The organism is Streptomyces spongiae (assembly GCF_009377185.1).
GTDB classification, from domain to species: Bacteria; Actinomycetota; Actinomycetes; order Streptomycetales; family Streptomycetaceae; genus Streptomyces; species Streptomyces spongiae.
The window spans coordinates 1-20623 of sequence record NZ_VJZC01000080.1; the positions used below are offsets into that span (position 1 = coordinate 1).

General features: G+C 70.9%; 16 protein-coding genes and 1 tRNA gene. 11 read left to right on the top strand and 6 right to left on the bottom strand.

Annotated features, from left to right (window positions below; translation table 11 throughout):
- Positions 1-41: 41 nt before the first annotated feature.
- Positions 42-1478: a condensation domain-containing protein gene (locus FNH08_RS14525; protein WP_322724488.1), complete on the bottom strand. Its 1437-nt coding sequence runs from the start codon at positions 1476-1478 to the stop codon at positions 42-44.
- Positions 1479-1766: 288 nt separating this feature from the next.
- Between FNH08_RS14525 and FNH08_RS14530 the strand changes: the two genes are divergently transcribed.
- Positions 1767-2321: a DUF2087 domain-containing protein gene (locus FNH08_RS14530; protein WP_152771893.1), complete on the top strand. Its 555-nt coding sequence runs from the start codon at positions 1767-1769 to the stop codon at positions 2319-2321.
- Between the two features lie 43 nt (positions 2322-2364).
- Here FNH08_RS14530 and FNH08_RS14535 read toward each other — a convergent pair whose 3' ends face one another.
- Together FNH08_RS14535 and FNH08_RS14540 are read right to left on the bottom strand one after the other, a co-directional pair.
- Positions 2365-3606, bottom strand: a complete 1242-nt coding sequence (locus FNH08_RS14535) for a PP2C family protein-serine/threonine phosphatase (RefSeq protein ID WP_152771907.1) — start codon at positions 3604-3606, stop codon at positions 2365-2367.
- 823 nt (positions 3607-4429) lie between these two features.
- Positions 4430-4693: a hypothetical protein gene (locus tag FNH08_RS14540; RefSeq protein WP_322724496.1), complete on the bottom strand. Its 264-nt coding sequence runs from the start codon at positions 4691-4693 to the stop codon at positions 4430-4432.
- Between the two features lie 642 nt (positions 4694-5335).
- Here FNH08_RS14540 and FNH08_RS14550 point away from each other — a divergent pair.
- The 3 genes from FNH08_RS14550 to FNH08_RS14560 all read left to right on the top strand — a co-directional run bounded on the left by FNH08_RS14550 (position 5336) and on the right by FNH08_RS14560 (position 7077).
- Positions 5336-5884 (top strand): DUF5994 family protein, encoded by a 549-nt coding sequence (locus tag FNH08_RS14550; protein ID WP_152771894.1) that lies wholly within the window; start codon positions 5336-5338, stop codon positions 5882-5884.
- 6 nt (positions 5885-5890) lie between these two features.
- Positions 5891-6412 (top strand): DUF5994 family protein, encoded by a 522-nt coding sequence (locus tag FNH08_RS14555; protein ID WP_152771895.1) that lies wholly within the window; start codon positions 5891-5893, stop codon positions 6410-6412.
- Positions 6413-6606: 194 nt separating this feature from the next.
- Positions 6607-7077, top strand: coding sequence for an STAS domain-containing protein (locus tag FNH08_RS14560; protein ID WP_152771908.1), 471 nt, complete (start codon positions 6607-6609; stop codon positions 7075-7077).
- On the opposite strand, the gene FNH08_RS14565 is transcribed toward FNH08_RS14560, so the two are convergent.
- Positions 7039-7111, bottom strand: a tRNA-Arg gene (locus FNH08_RS14565). The genes FNH08_RS14560 and FNH08_RS14565 overlap by 39 nt on opposite strands.
- Positions 7112-7420: 309 nt before the next feature.
- Here FNH08_RS14565 and FNH08_RS14570 point away from each other — a divergent pair.
- The 7 genes from FNH08_RS14570 (at position 7421) to FNH08_RS14600 (ending at position 16690) form a co-directional block, all read left to right on the top strand.
- Complete coding sequence (locus FNH08_RS14570; RefSeq protein ID WP_322724490.1) at positions 7421-9028, top strand: dynamin family protein; 1608 nt, start codon at positions 7421-7423, stop codon at positions 9026-9028.
- Between the two features lie 5 nt (positions 9029-9033).
- Positions 9034-11196: a YfjP family GTPase gene (locus FNH08_RS14575; RefSeq protein WP_322724491.1), complete on the top strand. Its 2163-nt coding sequence runs from the start codon at positions 9034-9036 to the stop codon at positions 11194-11196.
- Between the two features lie 290 nt (positions 11197-11486).
- Positions 11487-11966: a single-stranded DNA-binding protein gene (locus tag FNH08_RS14580; RefSeq protein ID WP_152771897.1), complete on the top strand. Its 480-nt coding sequence runs from the start codon at positions 11487-11489 to the stop codon at positions 11964-11966.
- A gap of 284 nt (positions 11967-12250) precedes the next feature.
- Entirely contained in the window at positions 12251-13666 is a 1416-nt protein-coding gene (locus FNH08_RS14585; RefSeq protein ID WP_152771898.1) for a Cys-Gln thioester bond-forming surface protein, read from the top strand.
- Positions 13667-13923: 257 nt separating this feature from the next.
- Positions 13924-15588 (top strand): energy-dependent translational throttle protein EttA, encoded by a 1665-nt coding sequence (gene ettA, locus FNH08_RS14590; protein ID WP_152771899.1) that lies wholly within the window; start codon positions 13924-13926, stop codon positions 15586-15588.
- A 2-nt stretch (positions 15589-15590) separates the two neighbouring features.
- Complete coding sequence (locus FNH08_RS14595; protein WP_152771900.1) at positions 15591-16001, top strand: acyl-CoA thioesterase; 411 nt, start codon at positions 15591-15593, stop codon at positions 15999-16001.
- Complete coding sequence (locus FNH08_RS14600) at positions 15998-16690, top strand: hypothetical protein (protein ID WP_152771901.1); 693 nt, start codon at positions 15998-16000, stop codon at positions 16688-16690. Before FNH08_RS14595 ends, FNH08_RS14600 begins: the two co-directional genes overlap by 4 nt.
- 45 nt (positions 16691-16735) lie before the next feature.
- Here the strand turns inward: FNH08_RS14600 and FNH08_RS14605 are convergent, their stop codons facing one another.
- Positions 16736-17695 (bottom strand): ABC transporter ATP-binding protein, encoded by a 960-nt coding sequence (locus tag FNH08_RS14605; RefSeq protein ID WP_152771902.1) that lies wholly within the window; start codon positions 17693-17695, stop codon positions 16736-16738.
- 61 nt (positions 17696-17756) lie between these two features.
- On the bottom strand, positions 17757-20621 hold the full coding sequence (locus FNH08_RS14610; protein WP_407704370.1) for an FtsX-like permease family protein: 2865 nt from the start codon (positions 20619-20621) through the stop codon (positions 17757-17759).
- Positions 20622-20623 lie beyond the last annotated feature (2 nt).

Below are 20623 nucleotides of genomic sequence, written 5' to 3' on the forward strand. Positions count from 1 at the left end.
GGGGTGAACCCCCGAGCCCACAGATCGAGTTCAGCGAGGAGTCAGCCGACGATGACCGGCTCGGGCTTCCGGTCGGCCACCCGCTTCTCGCGGGCCACCGAGACGATGATGTCCCTCAGCCGCTCGGCGTACCGGCTCATGTTCTTGTACGCGATGTCGGTGTCGGGGTAGCGGCTGGCGAACCACACGCCCTCGTGGAGCCGGTTGAGCCAGACGCACGCCTGGTCGCCGTACGACACCCTCATCAGTCCGTAGACCGACAGCTCGGCCCAGCGGTCGGAGGCGGGCAGGCCGCGGGCGTCGACGTACGAGACGATCGAGTACAGGTCGGGCGAGGTCGGGCGGAAGTCGGTGCCCAGCAGGCGCAGTACGCGGGCCAGGGGAATGCGCGCGAGGGACCGGTTGGCCCGCAGCTCGGCGTGCACCGCTCGCAGGGCGCTCGCGAAGTCGGGTGCCTGGGCGATGGGGACCTCGAGCGGCGCGCCGCCGACGTACCAGCCCACGGAGTCCGACCACCGGGACTTCACCCGGGTGTGGAACGGCACGACCGTGCGGTAGACGGACTGACCGCCGAGCTGATGGGCGATGAGGCTGGTGGCGGCCAGGACGCCGACCGCCCCTCCCCCGAAGGGCCGGCAGTACGCCTCGAAGGCGGCGGCGTCGTCCGCGTCCACGAGCATCTCGTTCATGAGCCGTTGGGTGGGGAGCTCGCCGCCGGGGGCCAGGCCGAGGTCGAGGGGGAAGGCCGGCAGCTTCCCGCCACAGCGGCGGATGAACTCCCGCCAGCGGGAGACGACTTCGTGGGTGGCGTCGATCCGGTCCGCGTCCGCGCGCTCGATCTCGCAGAAGTCGACGTAACTGCCGGGCGGTGTCTGCTCCACGCGGCGGCCCTCGACGCCCGCCGTGTACAGCTCGTGGATGTCGGCCGGGAGGCGCTGGATGGAGTAGTAGTCGACGTTGCTGTGGTCGAAGGCCAGGTACACGCTGGTGGAGTCGTCCCGGACGACCGCCGCGTAGAGGAAGTTCGGCCAGCGCAGCGCGTCCGCCGTGACGTCGAAACGGTCCTGGAGGTGCTGGGCGAGCTCCGTCGCGTCGGAGAAGTCACCGACGACTTCGCGGTGCAGGGACACGTCATCGGCGTCGAGCGTGAACCGGCGCATCTCGTCGCCGGATTCACCGTTCCAGCGGAAGCCGCTGCGCAGCGTCTCGTGCCGGAGCGTCCAACCGCGCAGGGCGTCCTGCAAGATGTCGAGATCGACCCTGCCCGGGATGTCGAACGCCGCCCCCACCCAGGTCGGCACGAACAGGCCGTCCTCCCGCACCGAGCGAACCGTTCTGATGTGCGACTCCTGGATGTACGCCGGCGGCCGGGAGTCCTCCGGCAGGCGCGCCGCCGCCTCGACGGTCGCCGGACTGAGCGTCCACTCGACGAGCCGTCCAGGTCGGACCTCGCAGCGCTGCATGTCGGTGATTCGCACGGGTTTCTCCGTTCACGGGTGGGGCAGATCCGGTCGACCGGATCAATCAAGGGAATGCCTCACCTGCCACGGAAGAGCACCGACACGTGCGGTATCCCTGCTTTTCAATGGATCGGGTGGCATGTCGAACAACGATGCCCAGCGGTCTTCGTCTCCTGCGGGCCGATCTTTACTTCAAACGGGTGATATCGCGTGACCACCCGCGCCGCCATCTGTTCGTACGGTTGGCGGCGGCCGGGTGCGGAAATTCGGTTCGGTTCCGGGAGCGCGGCGGCTAGCCTCCGGACCATGGCTACCGACCAACTGATCCGTCTGTTCACCGACGAGAACAGGGCCCGCGCCTTCGCCGCGGTGGCCCTCGGAGCGGGCACCCTCGCCGAGGTCGGCGAGAGGGCCGGGCTGTCCCCGAAGGACACCGCCCTGGCGCTGCGCAGGCTCCAGGACGAGGACGTGATCTCGACGGGAGACGGCGGTCTGAGCGTCGCGTACGGGCACTTCAGGGAGCGCGTACGGCAGGAGCGGGTGGCCCGGGACGCCCAGGAGGGCGCCGAGGGCCACGACTCCGGGGACGAGCGGACCGAGGCGGTGCTGCGGACCTTCGTACGCGACGGGCGCCTCGTACGGCTGCCCGCCCAGTGGCAGCGCAAGGTGGTCGTGATCCGGCACATCGCCGAGCGGACCTTCGAACCCGGCGTCGAGTACCCGGAACGGGCGGTCAACGAGAAGCTGCAGGCCTGGTGCGAGGACGCGCCGGTCGACCATGTGACGCTACGGCGGTATCTCGTGGACCTCGGGCACCTGCGGCGGCAGTTCGGCTTCTACTGGCGCGCCGCCGAGGCCTGAGACACACGACCGGCCCCACGGGACGGCGGCCGTCGTCGGGAGCTCAGTCGAGGGAGGCGAGATGATCGGCACCGCCGCCTCGCCACTCGATGAGGAAGATGGTCGCGTCGTCGCTCGTGGTGCCGCCACGTTCGTGTTTCAGGGCGTGGGAGAGCGCTCGCACCACCGCCCGTACCTCGGTGCGGTCGCGGAGCATCCGGTTGGTCCACTCGATGAGCTGCTCCTCACCGAACTGTTCCCCACCGGCCTCGTGCTCCTCGAACAGGCCGTCGGTGAAGCACAGCAACCGGTCCCCGCGTTGCAGCATCCGCTCGCTGACCAGCGGCTCCTCACCGCCGAAGCCGACCGGCAACGTGGTCGGGCTCTCCAGCCGGTCCACCACAGCGCGGTCACGGATCAGGAACGGAGCCGGGTGGCCGGCGTTGACCCACTGCAGCCGGCCCGTGGAGATGTTCAGCACCATCATCTGCGCGGTGACGAAGTGCTCGGGGCCGAACTGCTCATTGATGGCCCTGTCCATGAACGCGTACACCTGGGACAGATCGGTATGGGCCCGTCGCGTGTGGCGATAGGCACCGATGGCCACCGTTGCCATGGTCGCCGCATCCAGCCCGTGGCCCATCGCGTCGATCATGGCCACGTGAAGGATGTCGCCGTTGAGGGCGTAGTCGAAGCTGTCGCCGGCCACGTCGTAGGCGGGCTCCAGGATTCCGGCCACCTCGACCTGCGGGACCGTCATCGACAGCGGGGGCAGCAACGACCACTGGATCTCCGCGGCCACGCTCATCGGGGCGCTGCGGCGGGCCTGGAAGAACTGGTCGGTGTAGGCGTCCTTGGTGACGATCATGTCCGCGACCAGACCGGCGAGTCTGCGGAGCAACCGCCGGTCGTCGTCATCGACCCTGTCCAGGGTGACGGCCATCGCCCCGATCTGGTCGCTGCCGTCCAGCAGCGGCAAGTACATCCGCACACTGCCGTCGTGCGGCACCTCCACCGTTCTGCGGCTCAGGAACGCCTCGCCGGCGGGGGAGTCCTCGACCGGCTCGGGGCCTGTGACCCGCAGCCTCCGGCCCGGCAGCGGCACCAGCAGCACCTGTTCGTAGTCCTGCAGGAGGATGGAGACCTCCCGCCCCCCGACCCTGGCCACCTCTTCCGCGACGAGTGGGGCAATCAACTCCGGCGGCATCTCGTGGGCCCGGTCCAGCAGCACACCCAGCAGCCGTTCGCCGAACCCCTCCGACCGGTCCACCCCAATTCTGTCCGGCTTCCGCCCACCGTCCGTCATCGCTGTCTGCTTCCCTTCGTCCCGGGGCATGGGGAATTCATCGGGGTGGTTGCGTCCACGCGGTGTTCGCCAGGCGGGGGACGGCGGAGGCGGCCCGTGCGGGTACCCGGCTTCGTCGAACCGCAGCCGACGCGGGGCGGTGCCGGCCGGAATGGCGCCGACGCCTTCAACACCCCGACCACGTATCCCGACTCACTGTGCCCCGACCTGACGCAGCCCCCGACCCTCGCGGATCCGTCCGGCACGCAACGGCGATCAGCGTGGTCCGACGCAGTCGACCACCACAGGCTTGCACCGCCGCCCGGTCCAACGAGCCGATTACGCCATGGGCGGCATGTCGCCCCCGGATGCCGCTCACCACAAGGGGCTTGGGCCGACGGGGACATGGGCACGCCGACCGGTGAGCGGGCCGAATTCGGGGTACCGGTCTGATCTGTCGGGGCCGACGGCGGCCATGCCCCGCTGGTCGGTAGCCGTGTCCACGTAGTCCGGGATCGCTTCCGGCCGCGTCGTGTCGTGCTCCAACGACCCCGGCGTATACACACCGGGGTCGCCCTTCCGGGCCGGTCGCACGTGAGAGTGTGCCGACCCGCTTTCATGCTATGCCTGGTGCGCATTTCGGGCATCAGGCGTTTCGCGGTCCTCGTGTCCATTCGGTTCGGGATTCGGCTCGGCGATTCGGTTCGGCGATACGGTTCGGCGATTCGGCTCGGCTCGGTCCGGGAAGGGCTTTCGCCCTGCGTCAGCCGCGTTCCTCCTCCGCGTTCTCCACGAGCTGAGCGATCTGGAGATCGTCGCGCGATGTTGCCTTGGGGACACCGCTTCAGAGCTCGTCAGTATGCGTACGGCTGTCCCCTGAGGACTGACTCGTGACCAGCCAGGAGCGTGCAGGCCCTGCTGGGCGGGCGGTGTCCACCGAGAGGTGGAGGCGGGTTCCGCCGGCCACCGTGCCGACGGGATAGCTGCGCTGCTCGGTCGAGGCGAAGCAGCGACGGAGAACCTCCGCGACCCGGCGGGCGGCCTCGGGGGACGAAGCGACGAGGCGCACGTCGACGTTCCCGGCAGAGGGCCGGTCCGGTGACTCCACGGGGTGACGCCGTCCCGTCCTGTCCGCTGCCTCCGCTGAGGAACGGGCGGAATCAGAACGAACGGAATCAGAACGGGCGGAATCATCCGGGGCACCGCCCGGCTCGCGGTCGTCGACCGTGGGCGATGGGGAAGGCTTTGCCGGTCGTCGGTTCTTCGCCCGCCGTCGGCCGATTCCCGGCAGCGCATCGCTGTAGCGGTAGGCCGCGATCCTCGCGTCGTGCTGCGCCGTGAGCCGACGGATCAGGACGCTTCCTATGACGACGACGGCGATGATCAGGGCTGCGGTGATGACGATCTCCACGTCCTCGCCTCCCTCGGGCGGAGTGCACGAGGCCGACCGTGTTCAGTGACGGCTGAACGTCTGCTGGTCACGGTCATGACGCGAACCTGTCCCAGGACTCGTTTTTACACACTACTCCGCTCGGTGGTCCCTGGGAGCGGGGCGTTGTGTCCAGGCATTTTCCCCAGGCGCACCTCCGCATGGAGCCGCCGTGCGGGGATCTTCGCCCTCGTTCGACCCGTCCGAGGAGTACGCTGAGATTACCGAGGATATTTCGTGCACCGGCTTCCACGCTCGTGTCGTTTTCGGCGATCGAATATGCCGGGTCCGCCGCGGCCGACCCGGGGCAGGGTTCGCGTCATGACTGCGACCATTTCCCCCTCGCCGACACTCGAAGACCGGCTGTCGTCGTCCTCTTCCTCTCCCTCTTCTTCCTCGCTCCGTCTGTCGTTGGCTCCCGCCGGTAGCGCACCGGCTGTGCTGGACGGCGGGTGGTGGCCCCGTTCCCGTGATCTCGGGGCGGAACTCCCCACCCTGACAGCCGTGCTGGATCCGTTGTGGGGGCGGATCACCCGGGTCACGGTGAATCCCACGCACTGGCCGGTCGTCCCGCGCAGGGTGCCCGTCGCCGGGCACGTGGTGAACGTGGGCTGGTTCCTGGCCGAGCAGGACCCGCACGAACTGCTGTTGCTCTCGTATCACGCGGGCCGCTGGAACCTGCTGGTGGTCCCGCCGCTGACGGACCCCGTCTCGGCCGCGTGGCTGATGGCCGCGTCGAGCGACCCGCTGGGCACATCGACCGCGAGCCGGTTGATGGAGGAGGCGGCGCGCCTACGAACGGTGTCCGAGACCGACAGGGCCGTGGAGGCGGTCTGGGAATCCGAGGGAGGGCAAAGGAAGGGGGGGTGAGTCCCCATGATCCCCATCAGGCTTCTGGCGGACACCAGACTGGCGGACACCAGGTCGGCGGACACCAGCAGGGAGCCGATTCTCCCTGGCACCGCGGTGCTGCGGATGAAGACAACGCCCAAGCGGACGGGGACGTTCGACGGCGCGTGGTGGCCGCGGTCACGCGACCTCGAGAGCCAGTTGTCCGGACTGCTCACCGCGCTGACCGCCCGGCTGGGTCCTCTCGCCGGTGTCGGCCTCGACGCGGGCGCCTGGGACGACAGGCCGGGCCATCTGGTCGTCGACGGTCGCACCGTCCACATCGACTGGTCGGCCGTCGCTGACGACACCATGATCATCACTCGGGGCGACCAGGACCACTTCCTGTTCCTGGTGATCCCTCCGCAGACGGCTCCTTCGCGCGCTCGCGCCGCGATGGCCATGGCCGTACGGGACGACAACGACACCTCGGCCGAACAGATTCTCGCCACCACCGGCGTCACCCCCGCCGACCGGACGCGCGTACTGCCCGGCGCCCCCGGCTGGTAGCCCATCGGATCGCCCAGCGCACACTCCGGTGCCGGAGGCCGAGTTCAGAACCGAGTTCAGGAACAGGGTTCAGGAACTCGGTTCGCCGGACCGGAAGTTCATCCCGTCCGTCACCGCGCCAGTACGCCCTCACCCACACCCTCATGCATCACCCCCTCATGCATCACACCCTCATACGCCCGGACAGAGGAGCCATGGCCCTTCCACAGCTGAACGTCTACCGGCACGACCGCGACACACGCGCCCTGATCACCCTCGCGGGAGAGATCGACCTGGCCACGGCACCGCTGGTGCGCGAGGCGCTGGCCGAGTGTCTGCGCGACGGCATCCGCAGTATCGATGTCGACCTCACGGCGGTCACCTTCTGCGACGCCGGCGGACTCAACGCCTTCCTCATGGCATCCCGGCTCGCCACGGATGCCGGCAGGACCTTGCGACTGCACCACCCGTCGCAGAGCGTGGCCCGTGTCATCGAGATCACCGGCTCCGGATTCCTGCTCCACTCGTTTCCGGCCGGGAGCAGCCGCCGCACGGTGACGGAAGCACCCCGTCCGCCCTGGACGCGTTACGCCCGCGCCGGGCTGAGACCAGCAAAAAGCCCTCCCCAAGGGGAGGGCGGAGACTTGCGCCCCCGGCAGGACTCGAACCTGCGGCCAAGCGCTTAGAAGGCGCCTGCTCTATCCACTGAGCTACGGGGGCCGGTGCGGTGGCCTGTGTCGTGGTGCCCTGGTGTGGGCTGATCCGTGACGTTGCCGGGGACAAGGATAGGGCTCCCCGAGCCTTGTCCCTGTTGCTTCACCTCCGTGGCTCAATGTGGAGGTTCGGTGAAGCGGTCCTGATAATCGCAGGCAGGTACGAATCGTGCATCGCTTTTGGCGTCTCGCGCATCGGGTGTTGTGCACTCGTTATGCCTGCGTCCCAGTAGTCCCTTCCGTCCCTTGTGTTCTGTCGGCGCGCTGACATGCTCATATGCTTCCGAATGGCCTTAAAGTTGGGCATTCTTCGCATGTGGTGACCTTGGACGTACGGCCTCAGCTGCTCGACGCACTCTCCGCGCTGCGCGATCGTGTCGCCGCCGTGCGCTATCCGCTGCCCCTGGCAGGCGCCGCACGCGCGCGTGCCAACCGCGACGAACTCCTCGCACAACTCGACGACTACTTGGTGCCCCGTCTGAGGGAGCCCGAAGCGCCGTTGCTGGCCGTCGTGGGAGGTTCCACGGGGGCAGGGAAGTCGACCCTCGTCAACTCACTGGTGGGCCGGCGGGTGAGCGAGGCGGGCGTCCTGCGGCCCACGACGCGCAACCCCGTGCTGGTGTGCCACCCCGAGGACCACCACTGGTTCAGCGGGATGCGTGTGCTGCCCAACCTCACGCGCGCGTGGGTGCCCCATCAGGAGTCGGGTGGCGAGCCCTTCCCCCCGGCCAGGGACGACGAGCGGGTCCTGCGGATCGAGACCGCCGAGACCCTCCCGCCCGGTCTCGCGCTCCTCGACGCGCCCGACGTCGACTCCCTGGTCGCCGAGGGGCGCGTCCTGGCCGCCGAGCTGATCTCCGCGGCCGACATCTGGATCATGGTCACCACGGCCGCCCGCTACGCCGACGCGGTGCCGTGGCACATGCTGCGTACCGCCAAGGAGCACAAGGCGACGCTCGTGACCGTTCTCGACCGGGTGCCCCACCAGGTCGTGGCCGAGGTGTCACGGCAGTACGGGGCGCTGCTCGCCAAGGCCGGGCTCGGTGAGGTGCCCCGGTTCACCGTGCCGGAGCTGCCCGAGTCCGCGTGGGGCGGCGGGCTGCTGCCGGCCACCGCCGTCGCACCGCTGCGCTCCTGGCTCATCCACCAGGCGACCGATCCGGGGGCCAGGCACCAGATGATGGCCCGTACGGCCCACGGGGTCCTCGACTCGCTGAGCGTGCGCATGCCCGAGCTGGCCAGTGCGGCTGCCGCCCAGTACGCCGCCGCTCTCCGGCTCACCACGGCCGTCGACGCGGCGTACGACAGCGAGCACGCGCGCGTGAGGACGCGCCTGCAGGCCGGGGCGGTACTCGCCGGGGACGCGCTCAAGCGTTGGCGCAGCTATCCGCTCGACTGCACCGCCGGAGAACTCCTCGACGCCCTCGTCGAGAGCCTCTGCGCGCTGCTCCTGTGCGCCGTCACGGCCGCCGACGAGCGCGTCGACGAGGTCTGGCGGCGCGAACCGGCCGCGACGGCGCCCGGGCTGTTCGGCCGCGACACGACGCCCGACAGCGCGGAGCACCGCATCGGGACGGCCGTACGGCGCTGGCGCCGCGTCCTGGTGGAGTACGCCGAGGAAGAGGTGACCGGCCTCGACCGGAACGTCGCGGCGGAGGCCGAGGTCCTGGCCGCGCTGGTGGCCACGGTCCTCCTGGGCGGTCGCCGGGCACGCTCCGCGGGGGAGGGCCTCGCCGAACGGGTCGGCGCGCACCGGGCGCTCCGGCTGCGGGACCGGGGCGGGCGGCTGCTCACCGAGTACCTCGACAAGGCGCTGTACACCGAGCGCGAGCGGCGCCTCGCCCCACTCGACGCGCTCGACGTACACCCGGAGCCCCAGGCCGAACTCATCGCCGCGCTGTCCGTACTGCAGAAGGAGAGGTGACCGCGGTGACTGCCGTCACTGACCGCACGGATCACGCCGACCACACCGGAGGCGAGGGCTCCAAGGGGGACGCCGACAAGGCCTCCGGCAAGACGGCCGAGGAAGCCTCCGACGGGGCTTCGGAGGGGGCTCCCGAGCGGGCCTCCAGGGAGGGTGATCCCGAAAACGCCCTCCCTGGAGAGAGCCATTCGGGAAACGGGCTCCCCGTAGACGACGACTCGCCCGCGAGTGACGACGACTCCTCGGTGCTCGAGAGGTTCCGCAGGAAGGTCCGCGCGAGGGCCCGTACCGCGCCCACCGCGACTGCCGCGCCCCCCGCGGACACCGGGAAGACCGGGAGCACCGGGAAGCCCGGGAAGCCCGGGAAGCCCGGGAACACCGGGAACACCGGGAACACCGGGAACACCGGGAACACCGGGAACACCGGCCGACCCGCTTCCGCGGACCGTGACGCCGGGCCCGCCGGAGACGACTGGGACGACGGCCTGATCGCCCGGCGCATGTCCGAGGAGGAGGCCGCCGAGCAGGCCGCGGCCGCGGAAACGAGGCTCTCCGGCCCCCAGACGGTGCTCCCTCTCGCGTACGACGGGCAGCTGCGGTCGCGGCTCGACGCGCTGCGCGAGCTGGTGGGGCTCTCCCGGACGCGGCTGGACAGCAGGACACTGGCCGAGGCGGGCCGTGTCCTCGACGAGGCGGCGGCGCGGCGCAAGCTCTCCGGGCAGCACACCGTCGTGGCCATCGCGGGCGCCACCGGCAGCGGCAAGTCGATGCTCTTCAACGCGCTCGCCGGGGTGACCATCTCCGAGACCGGCGTCCGCCGGCCCACGACGTCCGCGCCCATCGCGTGCAGCTGGAGCGACGGCGCGGCCACGCTCATCGACCGGCTCGGCATCCCGGGACGGCTGCGCAGGCGTCCGATCCAGAGTCCCGACGGCGAGTCCGAGCTGCGCGGACTCGTCCTGGTCGACCTGCCCGATCACGACTCCGCGGCCGTGCAGCACCGCGAGCAGGTCGACCGCGTCCTGGCACTCGTCGACGCCGTCATCTGGGTCGTCGACCCGGAGAAGTACGCCGACGCCATCCTCCACGAGCGCTATCTGCGGCCCATGGCGGGGCACGCCGAGGTCATGTTCGTCGTCCTCAACCAGGTGGACCGGCTCCCCGGGGAGGCCGCCCACCAGGTCCTCGACGACCTGCGCAGGCTGCTCGACGAGGACGGGATCGCCCTCGGGGAGTACGGCGAAGCGGGCGCGACCGTGCTCGCGCTGTCCGCGCTCACCGGGGACGGCGTCGGCGAGCTGCGTGAGGTGCTGGGCCAGTTCGTGGCCGAGAAGGGCGCGGCGGGCCGCCGTATCTCCGCCGACCTGGACGCGGCCGCGTGGCGCCTGCGGCCGGTGTACGCGACCGGGCTGCGCACCGGGCTCAGCGAGGAGGCCCGGGACGAGTTCTCCGACCGGCTCGCGGACGCCGTGGGCGCCACCGCGGCGGGTGAGGCCGCCGAGCGCGCGTGGCTGCGCAACGCGAACCGGGCGTGTGGAACGCCCTGGCTGCGGTTGTGGAGGTGGTTCCAGGACCGCTACGACACCCCGACCGGGCGTCTGCCCCTCCGCGCGCCCGTGGACGAGGAGGCCACCGCCCGGCAGCGGGTCGAACAGGCCGTGCGGACCGTGTCAGAACGGGCCGTCTCCGGGTTGCCCGCACCCTGGGCCCAGGCCGTGCGCGAGGCGGCCGTACGCGGCGCCCAGGGGCTGCCCGAGGCCCTGGACGAGCTGGCGGCGCGCGCAGGGACACCACACGGGAGGCCGCCGCGGCCGGGCTGGTGGCCGGTCGCCGTGCTCGCCCAGGCGTCCATGACGATCCTTCAGGTCATCGGCGGACTCTGGCTGGCGGGGCAGATCATCGGGGTCATGTCGCCCGACATCGGCGCGCCGGTGCTGCTGATGGCGATGGGCATCGTCGGCGGTCCGGCGGTCGAGTGGAGCAGCAGGCTCGCGGCGCGCGGTCCGGCACGGCGGTACGGGCTCGAAGCGGAACGCAGGCTGCGGGAGGCGGCCGCCGGGTGCGGGAGGGCGCGGGTGCTGGATCCGGTGGCGGCGGAGCTGCTGCGGTACCGGGAGGTGCGTGAGCAGTACAGCCAGGTGCTGGGGACCACCGCGGCCGTGCGGTGAGGGGCATCGCGGCCATGCGGTGAGGGGCGTCGCCGTCGTGCGTGGGCGTCGGCGTCGTGCGGTGAGGGGGGGAAATGCCTGTCGGGTGCGCAGAGTTCACCCGTACGGGTGGCGGAGTTGTCCACAGGCCAGGGGTTGTGCACAGCGCTCAGCGGGCCCGGCCCGGCGGAGGCAGTCTGATCTCGCGGCGACCACGGCGAACGCGGTCACCGCGGCAGACGCAGCCGTACGGGACGGGCCCGTACGCGTATCCATCCGGCATGGGCGCCGGGGCGAAAGAGGGGTTCGCGATGAACGAGACGACGCTGTGCGTGGTGGGGAACGTGGCCACCCAGCCGGTCTGCAAGGAGACGGCCACGGGCACCTCGGCCCGGTTCCGGCTGGCGGTGACGTCGCGGTACCTGGACCGGGAGAAGAACGAGTGGACGGACGGCCACACCAACTTCTTCACGGTGTGGGCCAGGCGGACACTCGCGGCGAACGTGGCCTCGTCCGTGTCGCTGGGCGATCCGGTCGTCGTCCAGGGGCGGCTGAGGGTACGGACCGAGCGGACGGAGCAGGGCGAGAGCCGCACCTGGGCGGACATCGACGCCGTGGCGATCGGCCACGATCTCGCGCGCGGTACGTCGGCGTTCCGCCGCGCATCGAGGGGAGAGACGGGGATGACGGCCTCGGTGTCCCCGCAGCCCGAGCCCAACTGGGAGACAGCGCCGGCGAACCGGCCGAACACGGTCGACCAACTACAGCCGGAGCCCGCAGGAGTGACGTGACATCAGTCGGTAAAGGACCGACCTGACCGGACTGTGGCTTATCGACGCCTGCGTTGCGAACAGTCCAGAAGAAAATGTGGATAAGCGCAGCTCAAAGCCTGTGTGAGCGATAACGATTCCGAGTCGGATCGGTTATCCGACGAGATGACACGGAAGAGCGGCGCGCCACATCCCTAGGATGCCGGGATAGCTCACGGGGCTGATGATGCTGATGTGGGACCCCGTCCCCACATGCCAACGGGTCCTGCTCGAAAGGGAATTCTGTGTTTTCTGCGTTCTCTGCGTTGTCCGCTCGCGCGCGAACAGGCAGGCGGCCAGGGGCCGCTCGCCTCGCGGCCGCGACGCTGACGTCCGGGCTCGTCGTGGCGGGTGTGCTCGCCACCGCGGGCACGGCCGTCGCCGAGGAGACCCCGCAGAGCCCGGGCGGCGCGACCGCGACGATAACCGGCCTGAAGACCTACGGGACCGCGGTGATCCGCGAGAACGGCGAGGAACAGCAGGTCTCCGCGGGCCTGTTCGAGATGTCCGTCGAGGGCGGCGGCATGCTGCAGACCTACTGTGTCGACGCGCACAACCCGACGCAGCGGGACGCCAAGTATCACGAGACCCCGTGGAGCGGCACGTCGCTCGACGGCAACAAGGACGCGGGCAGGATCCGCTGGATCCTTCAGAACTCCTACCCACAGGTCAACGATCTCGCGGCGCTCGCCGGGAAGGCCGGGGCGGCGGGCCTCACCGAGCAGGACGCGGCGGCCGGCACGCAGGTGGCCATCTGGCGCTACTCGGACGGCGCCGACGTGGAGGCCGTCGACCCCGAGGCGGAGAAGCTCGCGGACTACCTCCAGAAGAGCGCGCGGAACCTGGCGGAGCCCGGGGCGTCGCTGACCCTCGATCCGCCGGCCGTCTCCGGCCACACCGGCGAGCGGCTCGGTCCGGTCACGGTGCACACCAACGCGGACTCCGTGACCGTCACCCCGCCCGTGGCGGCGATGGCGGCCGGGGTGAAGGTCGTCGACGAGAGCGGCAAGGTCGTGACCTCCGCGGTCAACGGCAGTCGGGTGTACTTCGAGGTGCCCGAGAAAGCCGCGGCAGGCTCGGCCGAACTGACCTTGCAGGCATCCACCACCGTGCCCGTGGGCCGCGCCTTCGCCTCCGAGACCCGCAGCCAGACGCAGATCCTCGCGGGCTCCAGCGAGTCGACGGTCTCCGCCGTGGCGCGCGCGAACTGGGCGAAGGAGGGTGCGATACCCGCACTGTCCGCCGAGAAGAACTGCGCCGCGGGCGGCGTGGACATCAAGGCGGCAAACGTTGGGGACGAGCCCTTCACCTTCGACCTCATGGGCATCCGGCACACGATCGACGCCGGCACGACCGAGACGGTGACGATCCCGCTGCAGGAGGACCAGGCGTACGACTTCACGATCAGAGGGCCGAACGGCTTCGAGGAGCAGATCAAGGGCGTCCTCGACTGCGCGACCGAGACCGAGGCGGCCGAGGGCGGCGACTCGGTGCAGACGCTCAGCGAGCCGAGCCCCGCGACGGCGGGCGCCGCGTCCACCACGGGCACCGACCTCGCCGAGACGGGCAGCTCCGGCGCGACCCTGCTGATCGCGGGCGCGGCGATCGCCCTGGTCGTGGTCGGCGGCGGAGCGCTGCTGCTGGCCCGCAGGAGGAACTCCCCCTCGCAGGAGCAGGAGTGAGCTGAACCTCACGCTGACGAGGCGAGGGACCACTGAGCAGGATTGATCCTTGGCAACTCAACAGTGAGTGACCGCGCGGTGACCCACGCGAGCGACGCGGCCCCGGTACGCCTCCCAGGCACCCGGGGCCGCGCCTTTCGCCCGGAGCGATCGCCCCTGCCGGGGCCTCCACCATCCGGTTTCCGTCGAGGGCTGGCCGTGCGGCAAGATGGGTGGTACTGCCCACTGTCAGATTTCAAGCTGCCGGACGGTTTCTCTTGGCTGAGTACATCTACACCATGCGCAAGACGCGCAAGGCGCACGGCGACAAGGTGATCCTTGACGACGTCTCGCTGAACTTCCTGCCCGGCGCGAAGATCGGTGTGCTCGGTCCGAACGGTGCCGGTAAGTCCACCGTCCTCAAGATCATGGCCGGCCTCGAGCAGCCGTCGAACGGTGACGCCTTCCTCTCGCCCGGTTACAGCGTCGGCATCCTGCTGCAGGAGCCCCCGCTGAACGAGGAGAAGAACGTCCTGGAGAACGTCCAGGAGGGTGTCGCCGAGATCAAGGGCAAGCTCGACCGGTTCAACGAGATCGCCGAGCAGATGGCGACCGACTACTCGGACGCGCTGCTGGAGGAGATGGGCAAGCTCCAGGAGGAGCTGGACCACGCTGAGGCGTGGGACCTGGACGCCCAGCTGGAACAGGCCATGGACGCCCTGGGCTGCCCGCCCGGCGACTGGCCCGTCACCACCCTCTCCGGTGGTGAGAAGCGTCGTGTCGCGCTCTGCAAGCTGCTCCTGGAAGCCCCTGACCTGCTGCTCCTCGACGAGCCCACCAACCACCTCGACGCCGAGTCCGTGAACTGGCTGGAGCAGCACCTCGCCCAGTACAAGGGCACCGTCGTGGCCATCACCCACGACCGGTACTTCCTCGACAACGTGGCCGGATGGATCCTGGAGCTCGACCGCGGCCGCGCCATCGGCTACGAGGGCAACTACTCCACGTACCTCGAGACCAAGCAGACCCGTCTCAAGGTCGAGGGCCAGAAGGACGCCAAGCGCGCCAAGCGCCTCAAGGAGGAGCTGGAGTGGGTCCGCTCCAACGCCAAGGGACGGCAGGCCAAGTCCAAGGCGCGTCTGGCCCGGTACGAGGAGATGGCCGCCGAGGCCGACAAGATGCGGAAGCTGGACTTCGAGGAGATCCAGATCCCGCCGGGCCCCCGCCTGGGCAACGTGGTCGTCGAGGTGAACAACCTCAACAAGGCCTTCGGTGAGAAGGTCCTCATCGACGACCTCTCCTTCACGCTGCCGCGCAACGGCATCGTGGGCATCATCGGCCCGAACGGCGCGGGCAAGACCACCCTCTTCAAGATGATCCAGGGCCTGGAAGACCCGGACTCCGGTTCGATCAAGGTCGGCGACACCGTCAAGATCTCCTACGTCGACCAGAGCCGCGAGAACATCGACCCCAAGAAGACACTGTGGGCCGTCGTCTCGGACGAGCTGGACTACATCAACGTCGGCCAGGTCGAGATGCCCTCGCGCGCGTACGTCTCCGCGTTCGGCTTCAAGGGCCCGGACCAGCAGAAGCCGGCCGGGGTCCTCTCCGGCGGTGAGCGCAACCGTCTGAACCTGGCGCTGACCCTGAAGCAGGGCGGCAACCTGCTGCTCCTCGACGAGCCGACCAACGACCTCGACGTGGAGACCCTGTCCTCCCTGGAGAACGCGCTGCTGGAGTTCCCCGGCTGCGCCGTGGTCGTCTCCCACGACCGCTGGTTCCTGGACCGTGTGGCGACGCACATCCTCGCCTACGAGGGCGAGTCCAAGTGGTTCTGGTTCGAGGGCAACTTCGAGTCGTACGAGAAGAACAAGATCGAGCGGCTCGGCCCGGACGCTGCCCGTCCGCACCGCGCCACCTACAAGAAGCTGACCCGGGGCTGATCTTGCGGCACATCTACCGCTGCCCGCTGCGCTGGGCGGACATGGACGCGTACGGCCACGTCAACAACGTGGTCTTCCTCCGGTACCTGGAGGAAGCCCGTATCGACTTCCTGTTCCGCCCGGAGAAGGACTTCAAGCAGGGGTCCGTGGTGGCGCGCCATGAGATCGACTACAAGCGGCAGCTGGTCCACCGGCACGCGCCGGTGGACATCGAGCTGTGGGTCACCGAGATAAGGGCGGCGGCGTTCACGCTGACCTACGAGGTCAAGGACCCGGACCAGGTCTACGTCCGGGCCTCGACGGTGATAGTGCCGTTCGACTTCGAGGCGCAGCGGCCACGCCGGATCACCTCCGAGGAACGGGAGTTCCTTCAGGAGTACATGGACGACCAGGACGAGGCCGTCGCGGCATGACGGTGCTTCACCTCGCCGACGGCGGGGAGGCGGCGGACCTCGCCGCCTTCCTCGGGCGGCTGGTCCACTACGACCGGGCGGCCGCGGTGCGTCTGCAGGGCGCCGGTACGACGCTCGCGGTGTTCGGGCGACCGCCGTCGTTCGAGGTCCTCGCGATCCGGGCGGTACGGCTCGTGAAGCCGTACGAGAACGGGCTCGACGTCACGCTCGACGTGACCGTGTCCGCGGGCGAACTCCTGGAAGCCATCGAAGAGTCGGCGGCCACCGCGGTGCTGCCGGCCGCGGTCACCGGCCCGCCGTGGGCCGGGGTGCTTCCCCCGCGCGGCGGCTGGCGGGCGGAGCCGGGGCTGCCGGCACCGGACGCGGTACGGACGACGCTCGCCGCAGCGGTGGCGGAATTCCGGTCCCGTACTCAGGAGTTGACGCCCGAGCGGCGGACGCGGGCCGAACTCGACCGGATCGGGCGGGAGATCTGGTCCCGGCCCATCGGCGACACCGGCCTTCCGGTACGGGTCGCGCACGCGGCGCAGGCGCTCGGCTTTCTGCGCCCCGCACGGCCGGCCGAGCGGCCCGGTGAGGAGCCGCTGAAGCTGTTCTCGTCGGGCGCGTGGCTCAGGCTGCGCACACCGTACGGGTCGATCGCGGTGCGCAGGGCGGGACTCGGGGCGCTGGACGTCACCGTGCGCTGATCACCGGGCGGGTCGGTGGCTACCGGGCTGTTCGGTGTGCTCCGCTCATGACTCGCTGTCGTCGGGCCACACGCCGATGTGGTCCCGTTCCAGTTCCAGGGCGACGCGGTCGCGCATGCCGAGGGCTTCGGTGTACTCGGCGGGGAGCTGGAGCCGGCCGGCCCGGTCGAGTGTGGCGTACTCGCGGGCGACGACCGCCTCCTGGCCGGTGGCCGCGTCGATCTCGGTGCGGCGCAGGACCTCCGTCGAGGTGCGGCCGTCGCGGATGGCGACCGTGCGCCGGACCTCGCCCGCCACGGCCTGGTCGTGGGTGACGATCACGATGGTCGTGCCGAGGTGTTCGTTGGCGGTGCGGAACGCGGCGAAGATCTGTTCGCCGGTGTGGGAGTCGAGTTCACCGGTGGGTTCGTCGGCCAGCAGCACCTTGGGCGCGTTGGCGAGGGCGACCGCGATCGCCACGCGCTGCTGCTGCCCGCCCGACATCTCGTGGGGGCGGCGGTCGCGGCAGTCGGCGACCTCCAGCAACTCCAGTAGTTCCAGGGCCCGTTCGGAACGGGCTCGGCGGCGGTGGGTGCGGGAGCCGCTCAGCTGCATGGGCAGGGCCACGTTCTGGGCGGCCGTCAGATAGGGCAGGAGGTTGCGGGAGGTCTGCTGCCAGACGAAGCCGACGATCTCGCGGCGGTAGCTCAGGCGGTCCTTGGCGGTCATCGTCAGCAGGTCGCGGTCGGCGACACGGGCCGCTCCGGCGGTGGGGGTGTCGAGGCCGGCCAGGATGTTCATCAACGTCGACTTGCCACTGCCGGACGCGCCCACCAGAGCCATCAGCTCGCCCTCGCGGACGAGGAGGTCGAGGCCCTGGAGCGCCTGTACCTCCACACCGTCCGTGGAGAAGATCCGGACCAGGCGGTCGCAGGTGATCAGGGCGTCGTGGCCGTAGGCGGGGCGGTCGCGGCGGGCGGCCGCGCGGTGGGCGAGGTCGGCGAAGGTGGGGCCCGTGGTGGTCATGGGACGACTCCCTCAGCGGTGGTGGGGTTTCCGGGCTCGTCGGTCGGTGGGCGCGTGGCCGTCATCGGGGATCTCCCGCTCTCAGTTCCCTGACCGAACTCCGTCTCCCGGTCCACCACGCCTGCGCCGCCGCGATCCCCGTCGTCAGGGTCACGACGGTCAGGGCCGGGACCAGCAGGGACCACGGATCCGTACGCAGGTGGGCGTCCGCCGGCGCGGAGTCGGTCGCCGTCGCGAGGGCGACCGACGTCAGGTCGATACCGGGGGAGAGGAGGCCGACGACGGCCCAGCCCGCGAGGGTCCCGCCCAGCGCGGCCAGCAGGGCCTGCGGGAGGGACTCCAGGATCAGCAGACGGCGGCCCTGGGCGCGGGTCAGGCCCATGGTGCGCAGGCGTGCCAGGAGAGCGGCGCGTTCGGGGGCGGAACGGATCAGCGTCAGCAACAGGGCCAGGGCCGCGTAACCGGCGCCCGCCGCCACCGCCGCCGTATAGACGCGTTCGGCACCGGACTGGAGAGGGGAGTCGACGTAGCGTGCCCGGGCCTCCGACCGCAGACGGACGTCGGCGTTCTCGCCGGCCAGCGTGCGCAGCGCCGCAGCGTCGAGGTGGGACCCGGTCACCAGCAGCGTGGTCGGGCGGGCAGCTCCGGCGGCGGACCCGGAGAGGCCAGGGAGCCCGGAGCGGTCCACGACCAGGAAGTCCGCGCCCGGCGCGGCCGGAGTGGTCTCGCGCACCAGGCTGATCCGGAGGGTGACAAGGTTGCCGTCCTCCAGCCGCACGGAGAAGGGCCCGCTGCCGAAGCGGTCGGAGAGGGACGGGGACGCGAGGGCGGGAAGGACGTCCGACCGGGACGAGCCGGAGGGCTTCAATGTGGCCGCGGGGAACGCGCCGAGAGCGGTTCGGCGGGCGAGTGACGCGTACGAGCCCCGGTCGACGCCCACCAGTGTCACCGGTTCGGCACCGTCGTTCGGGATGACGTTGTACGCGATGTTCACCGGGCTGACCTCCCGTACCCCGGGACTCCGGCGGATCTGACCGGGCAGCGCGGCGGGCAGGGGGCGCGGTGACTCGATGCGGGCGTCCGCGCCGGTCGCGGACAGCGCCGCACGGTCGCGCACATCGGCGATGCCCGCGAGAACCGAGCCACCGAAGGCGGCGGTGGTGAGGGCGGTCAGCAGAGCGAGCAGCGGGAGCACCGCGGAAACCGGCGTACGGCCGGCGCGGGCCAGCGACAGATGCCCGACCGCACCCCGCAGTCGCCCCATACGGCGCGCCAGCCCCCGCAACGGCAGCGGATACAGCCGCACCAGCACCAGCGCGGCGATGACCCCCACCAACACGGGTGCCAGCGAGACCAGTTGGTCGGCCGAGGCACCCGAAGCGTCCGAGGCGCCCGAAGCCCCGGAGATCCCCGCGTCGGAGGCCCCCGAGCCGCCCGTCCCCCTCCGCCGCAGCGCCACGACGGCGCCCAGCGCGAGCACCAACAGCGTGACTTCGGCGACCGTACGGCGCCGTGACGGGCGCACGGAGGTCAGGTCCTCGCGCGCGCCGTGGACCCGTACGACCGCGTGGCGGGCCGCGGCGCGCAGGGGGAGCGCCGCGCAGGCGAGGAGCGTGACGGTCGCGGCTGCTGCCACGGCGTATGCGTGGCGCGTGGTGGGGACCGCGAGGAGAGCGAGCAGGAGGCCCACCGCGCCCGCCGGCACGGCGACGACCGCCGTCTCGGCCACCAGCCGTCCCGTGACACCGCGCAGGGAGCCGCCACGGGCGCGCAGCAGGGCGAGTTCCGTACGGCGCCGGTCCGCGGCGAGGCCGCCCGCCATCAGCAGCACCACGGCCGCGACGGTCCCGGTGCCGTAGGCGGCGACGGACACGAGAGGGGCGATGCCGTCGCGCAGCCGCTGATGGGAGAGGAGCACCTCGTCCAGGCCGGTGTTCGCGTCGGTCCCCGGGTCGGTGGTGGCCTGGCGCACCTCCCGCAGTCCGGGCCCCGACAGGAGCGACGCGAGGGAGGAGGAGAGGCCGGTCAGGTCGCGGGCGTTCAACGAGTAGGCGGAGGGGGCGAGTTGCCAGTAGCGCTCAGGGCCACCCTTCGTCGCCTGCAGGGCGGGTGCCGCGTCCGGGGGCAGGAGCAGGGCGCCCAGCCAGTACGTGTCGGCGCCCGGGGGCATGTCCGGCTTCCGCATCAGCGAGGGGGTGCGCAGCAGGGGTTGTGCCGACCAGTACGCGCCCTCGGGCTCGCGCGGGGTGACGATGCCGGTGACGCGCACGGCCAGGGACCCCCACGCGGGTCGGGGGATGTGGATCACCGAACCCACCTTGATCCGCAGCTGCTTGGCGGTCTCGGCGGTGACGGCCGCCTCCACGGCGCGGCTGCGGGCGGTGACCGTTCCGGTGGTGCGCGGCAGACGACCCGTGCTCAGCCGGGAATGGTCGGCGAGACCGTTCTGCGCGACGAGTGACATCTGGGCGGGCAGACCGCTGGGCCGGGGCAGCCAGGGCTCCCATACCTCCGCGGGTTGGGTGGTGCGCACCCCGTAGGACGACTGGGCGCGGTCGACGACCAGGGGCCGCTCGACGGCGGCCAGCACCTGTGCGTACTGCTTGCTCATCTTGTCCGAGCCGAGCGCCGACTCCCACTCCTCCGGCGGGAGTTCGGTCGTGGACTGCTGGGCGTAGAACTGCAGGATCGTCCGCTCGGCCGGGGCCTCGGCGACGGCATCGCGCAGTCCCGCGTCCTCGTACCGGTCCACAGCGCGGGGGAAGGCCGCGGCCAGACAGGCGGTGAGCGCCACCAGCAGAGCCAGCGCGCAGGCCGCTCCGGGCGCGGCCCGCAGCCGGGTCCGCACCCAGGGGGCCACGGTGGACGGGGCGAGTACCCGGGTGGCCCGGGATGCCCCGGACTTCGTCGAAGAGCGCGTACGCACCG

What these genes read in the sequence shown, in the direction of transcription:
- FNH08_RS14605 (WP_152771902.1), bottom strand. Translation starts at nt 17,695, where the DNA reads ATGACCACCACGGGCCCCACCTTCGCCGACCTCGCCCACCGCGCGGCC.
- FNH08_RS14535 (WP_152771907.1), bottom strand. Translation starts at nt 3,606, where the DNA reads ATGACGGACGGTGGGCGGAAGCCGGACAGAATTGGGGTGGACCGGTCG.
- FNH08_RS14580 (WP_152771897.1), top strand. Translation starts at nt 11,487, where the DNA reads ATGAACGAGACGACGCTGTGCGTGGTGGGGAACGTGGCCACCCAGCCG.
- FNH08_RS14560 (WP_152771908.1), top strand. Translation starts at nt 6,607, where the DNA reads ATGGCCCTTCCACAGCTGAACGTCTACCGGCACGACCGCGACACACGC.
- FNH08_RS14555 (WP_152771895.1), top strand. Translation starts at nt 5,891, where the DNA reads ATGATCCCCATCAGGCTTCTGGCGGACACCAGACTGGCGGACACCAGG.
- FNH08_RS14530 (WP_152771893.1), top strand. Translation starts at nt 1,767, where the DNA reads ATGGCTACCGACCAACTGATCCGTCTGTTCACCGACGAGAACAGGGCC.
- FNH08_RS14550 (WP_152771894.1), top strand. Translation starts at nt 5,336, where the DNA reads ATGACTGCGACCATTTCCCCCTCGCCGACACTCGAAGACCGGCTGTCG.
- FNH08_RS14600 (WP_152771901.1), top strand. Translation starts at nt 15,998, where the DNA reads ATGACGGTGCTTCACCTCGCCGACGGCGGGGAGGCGGCGGACCTCGCC.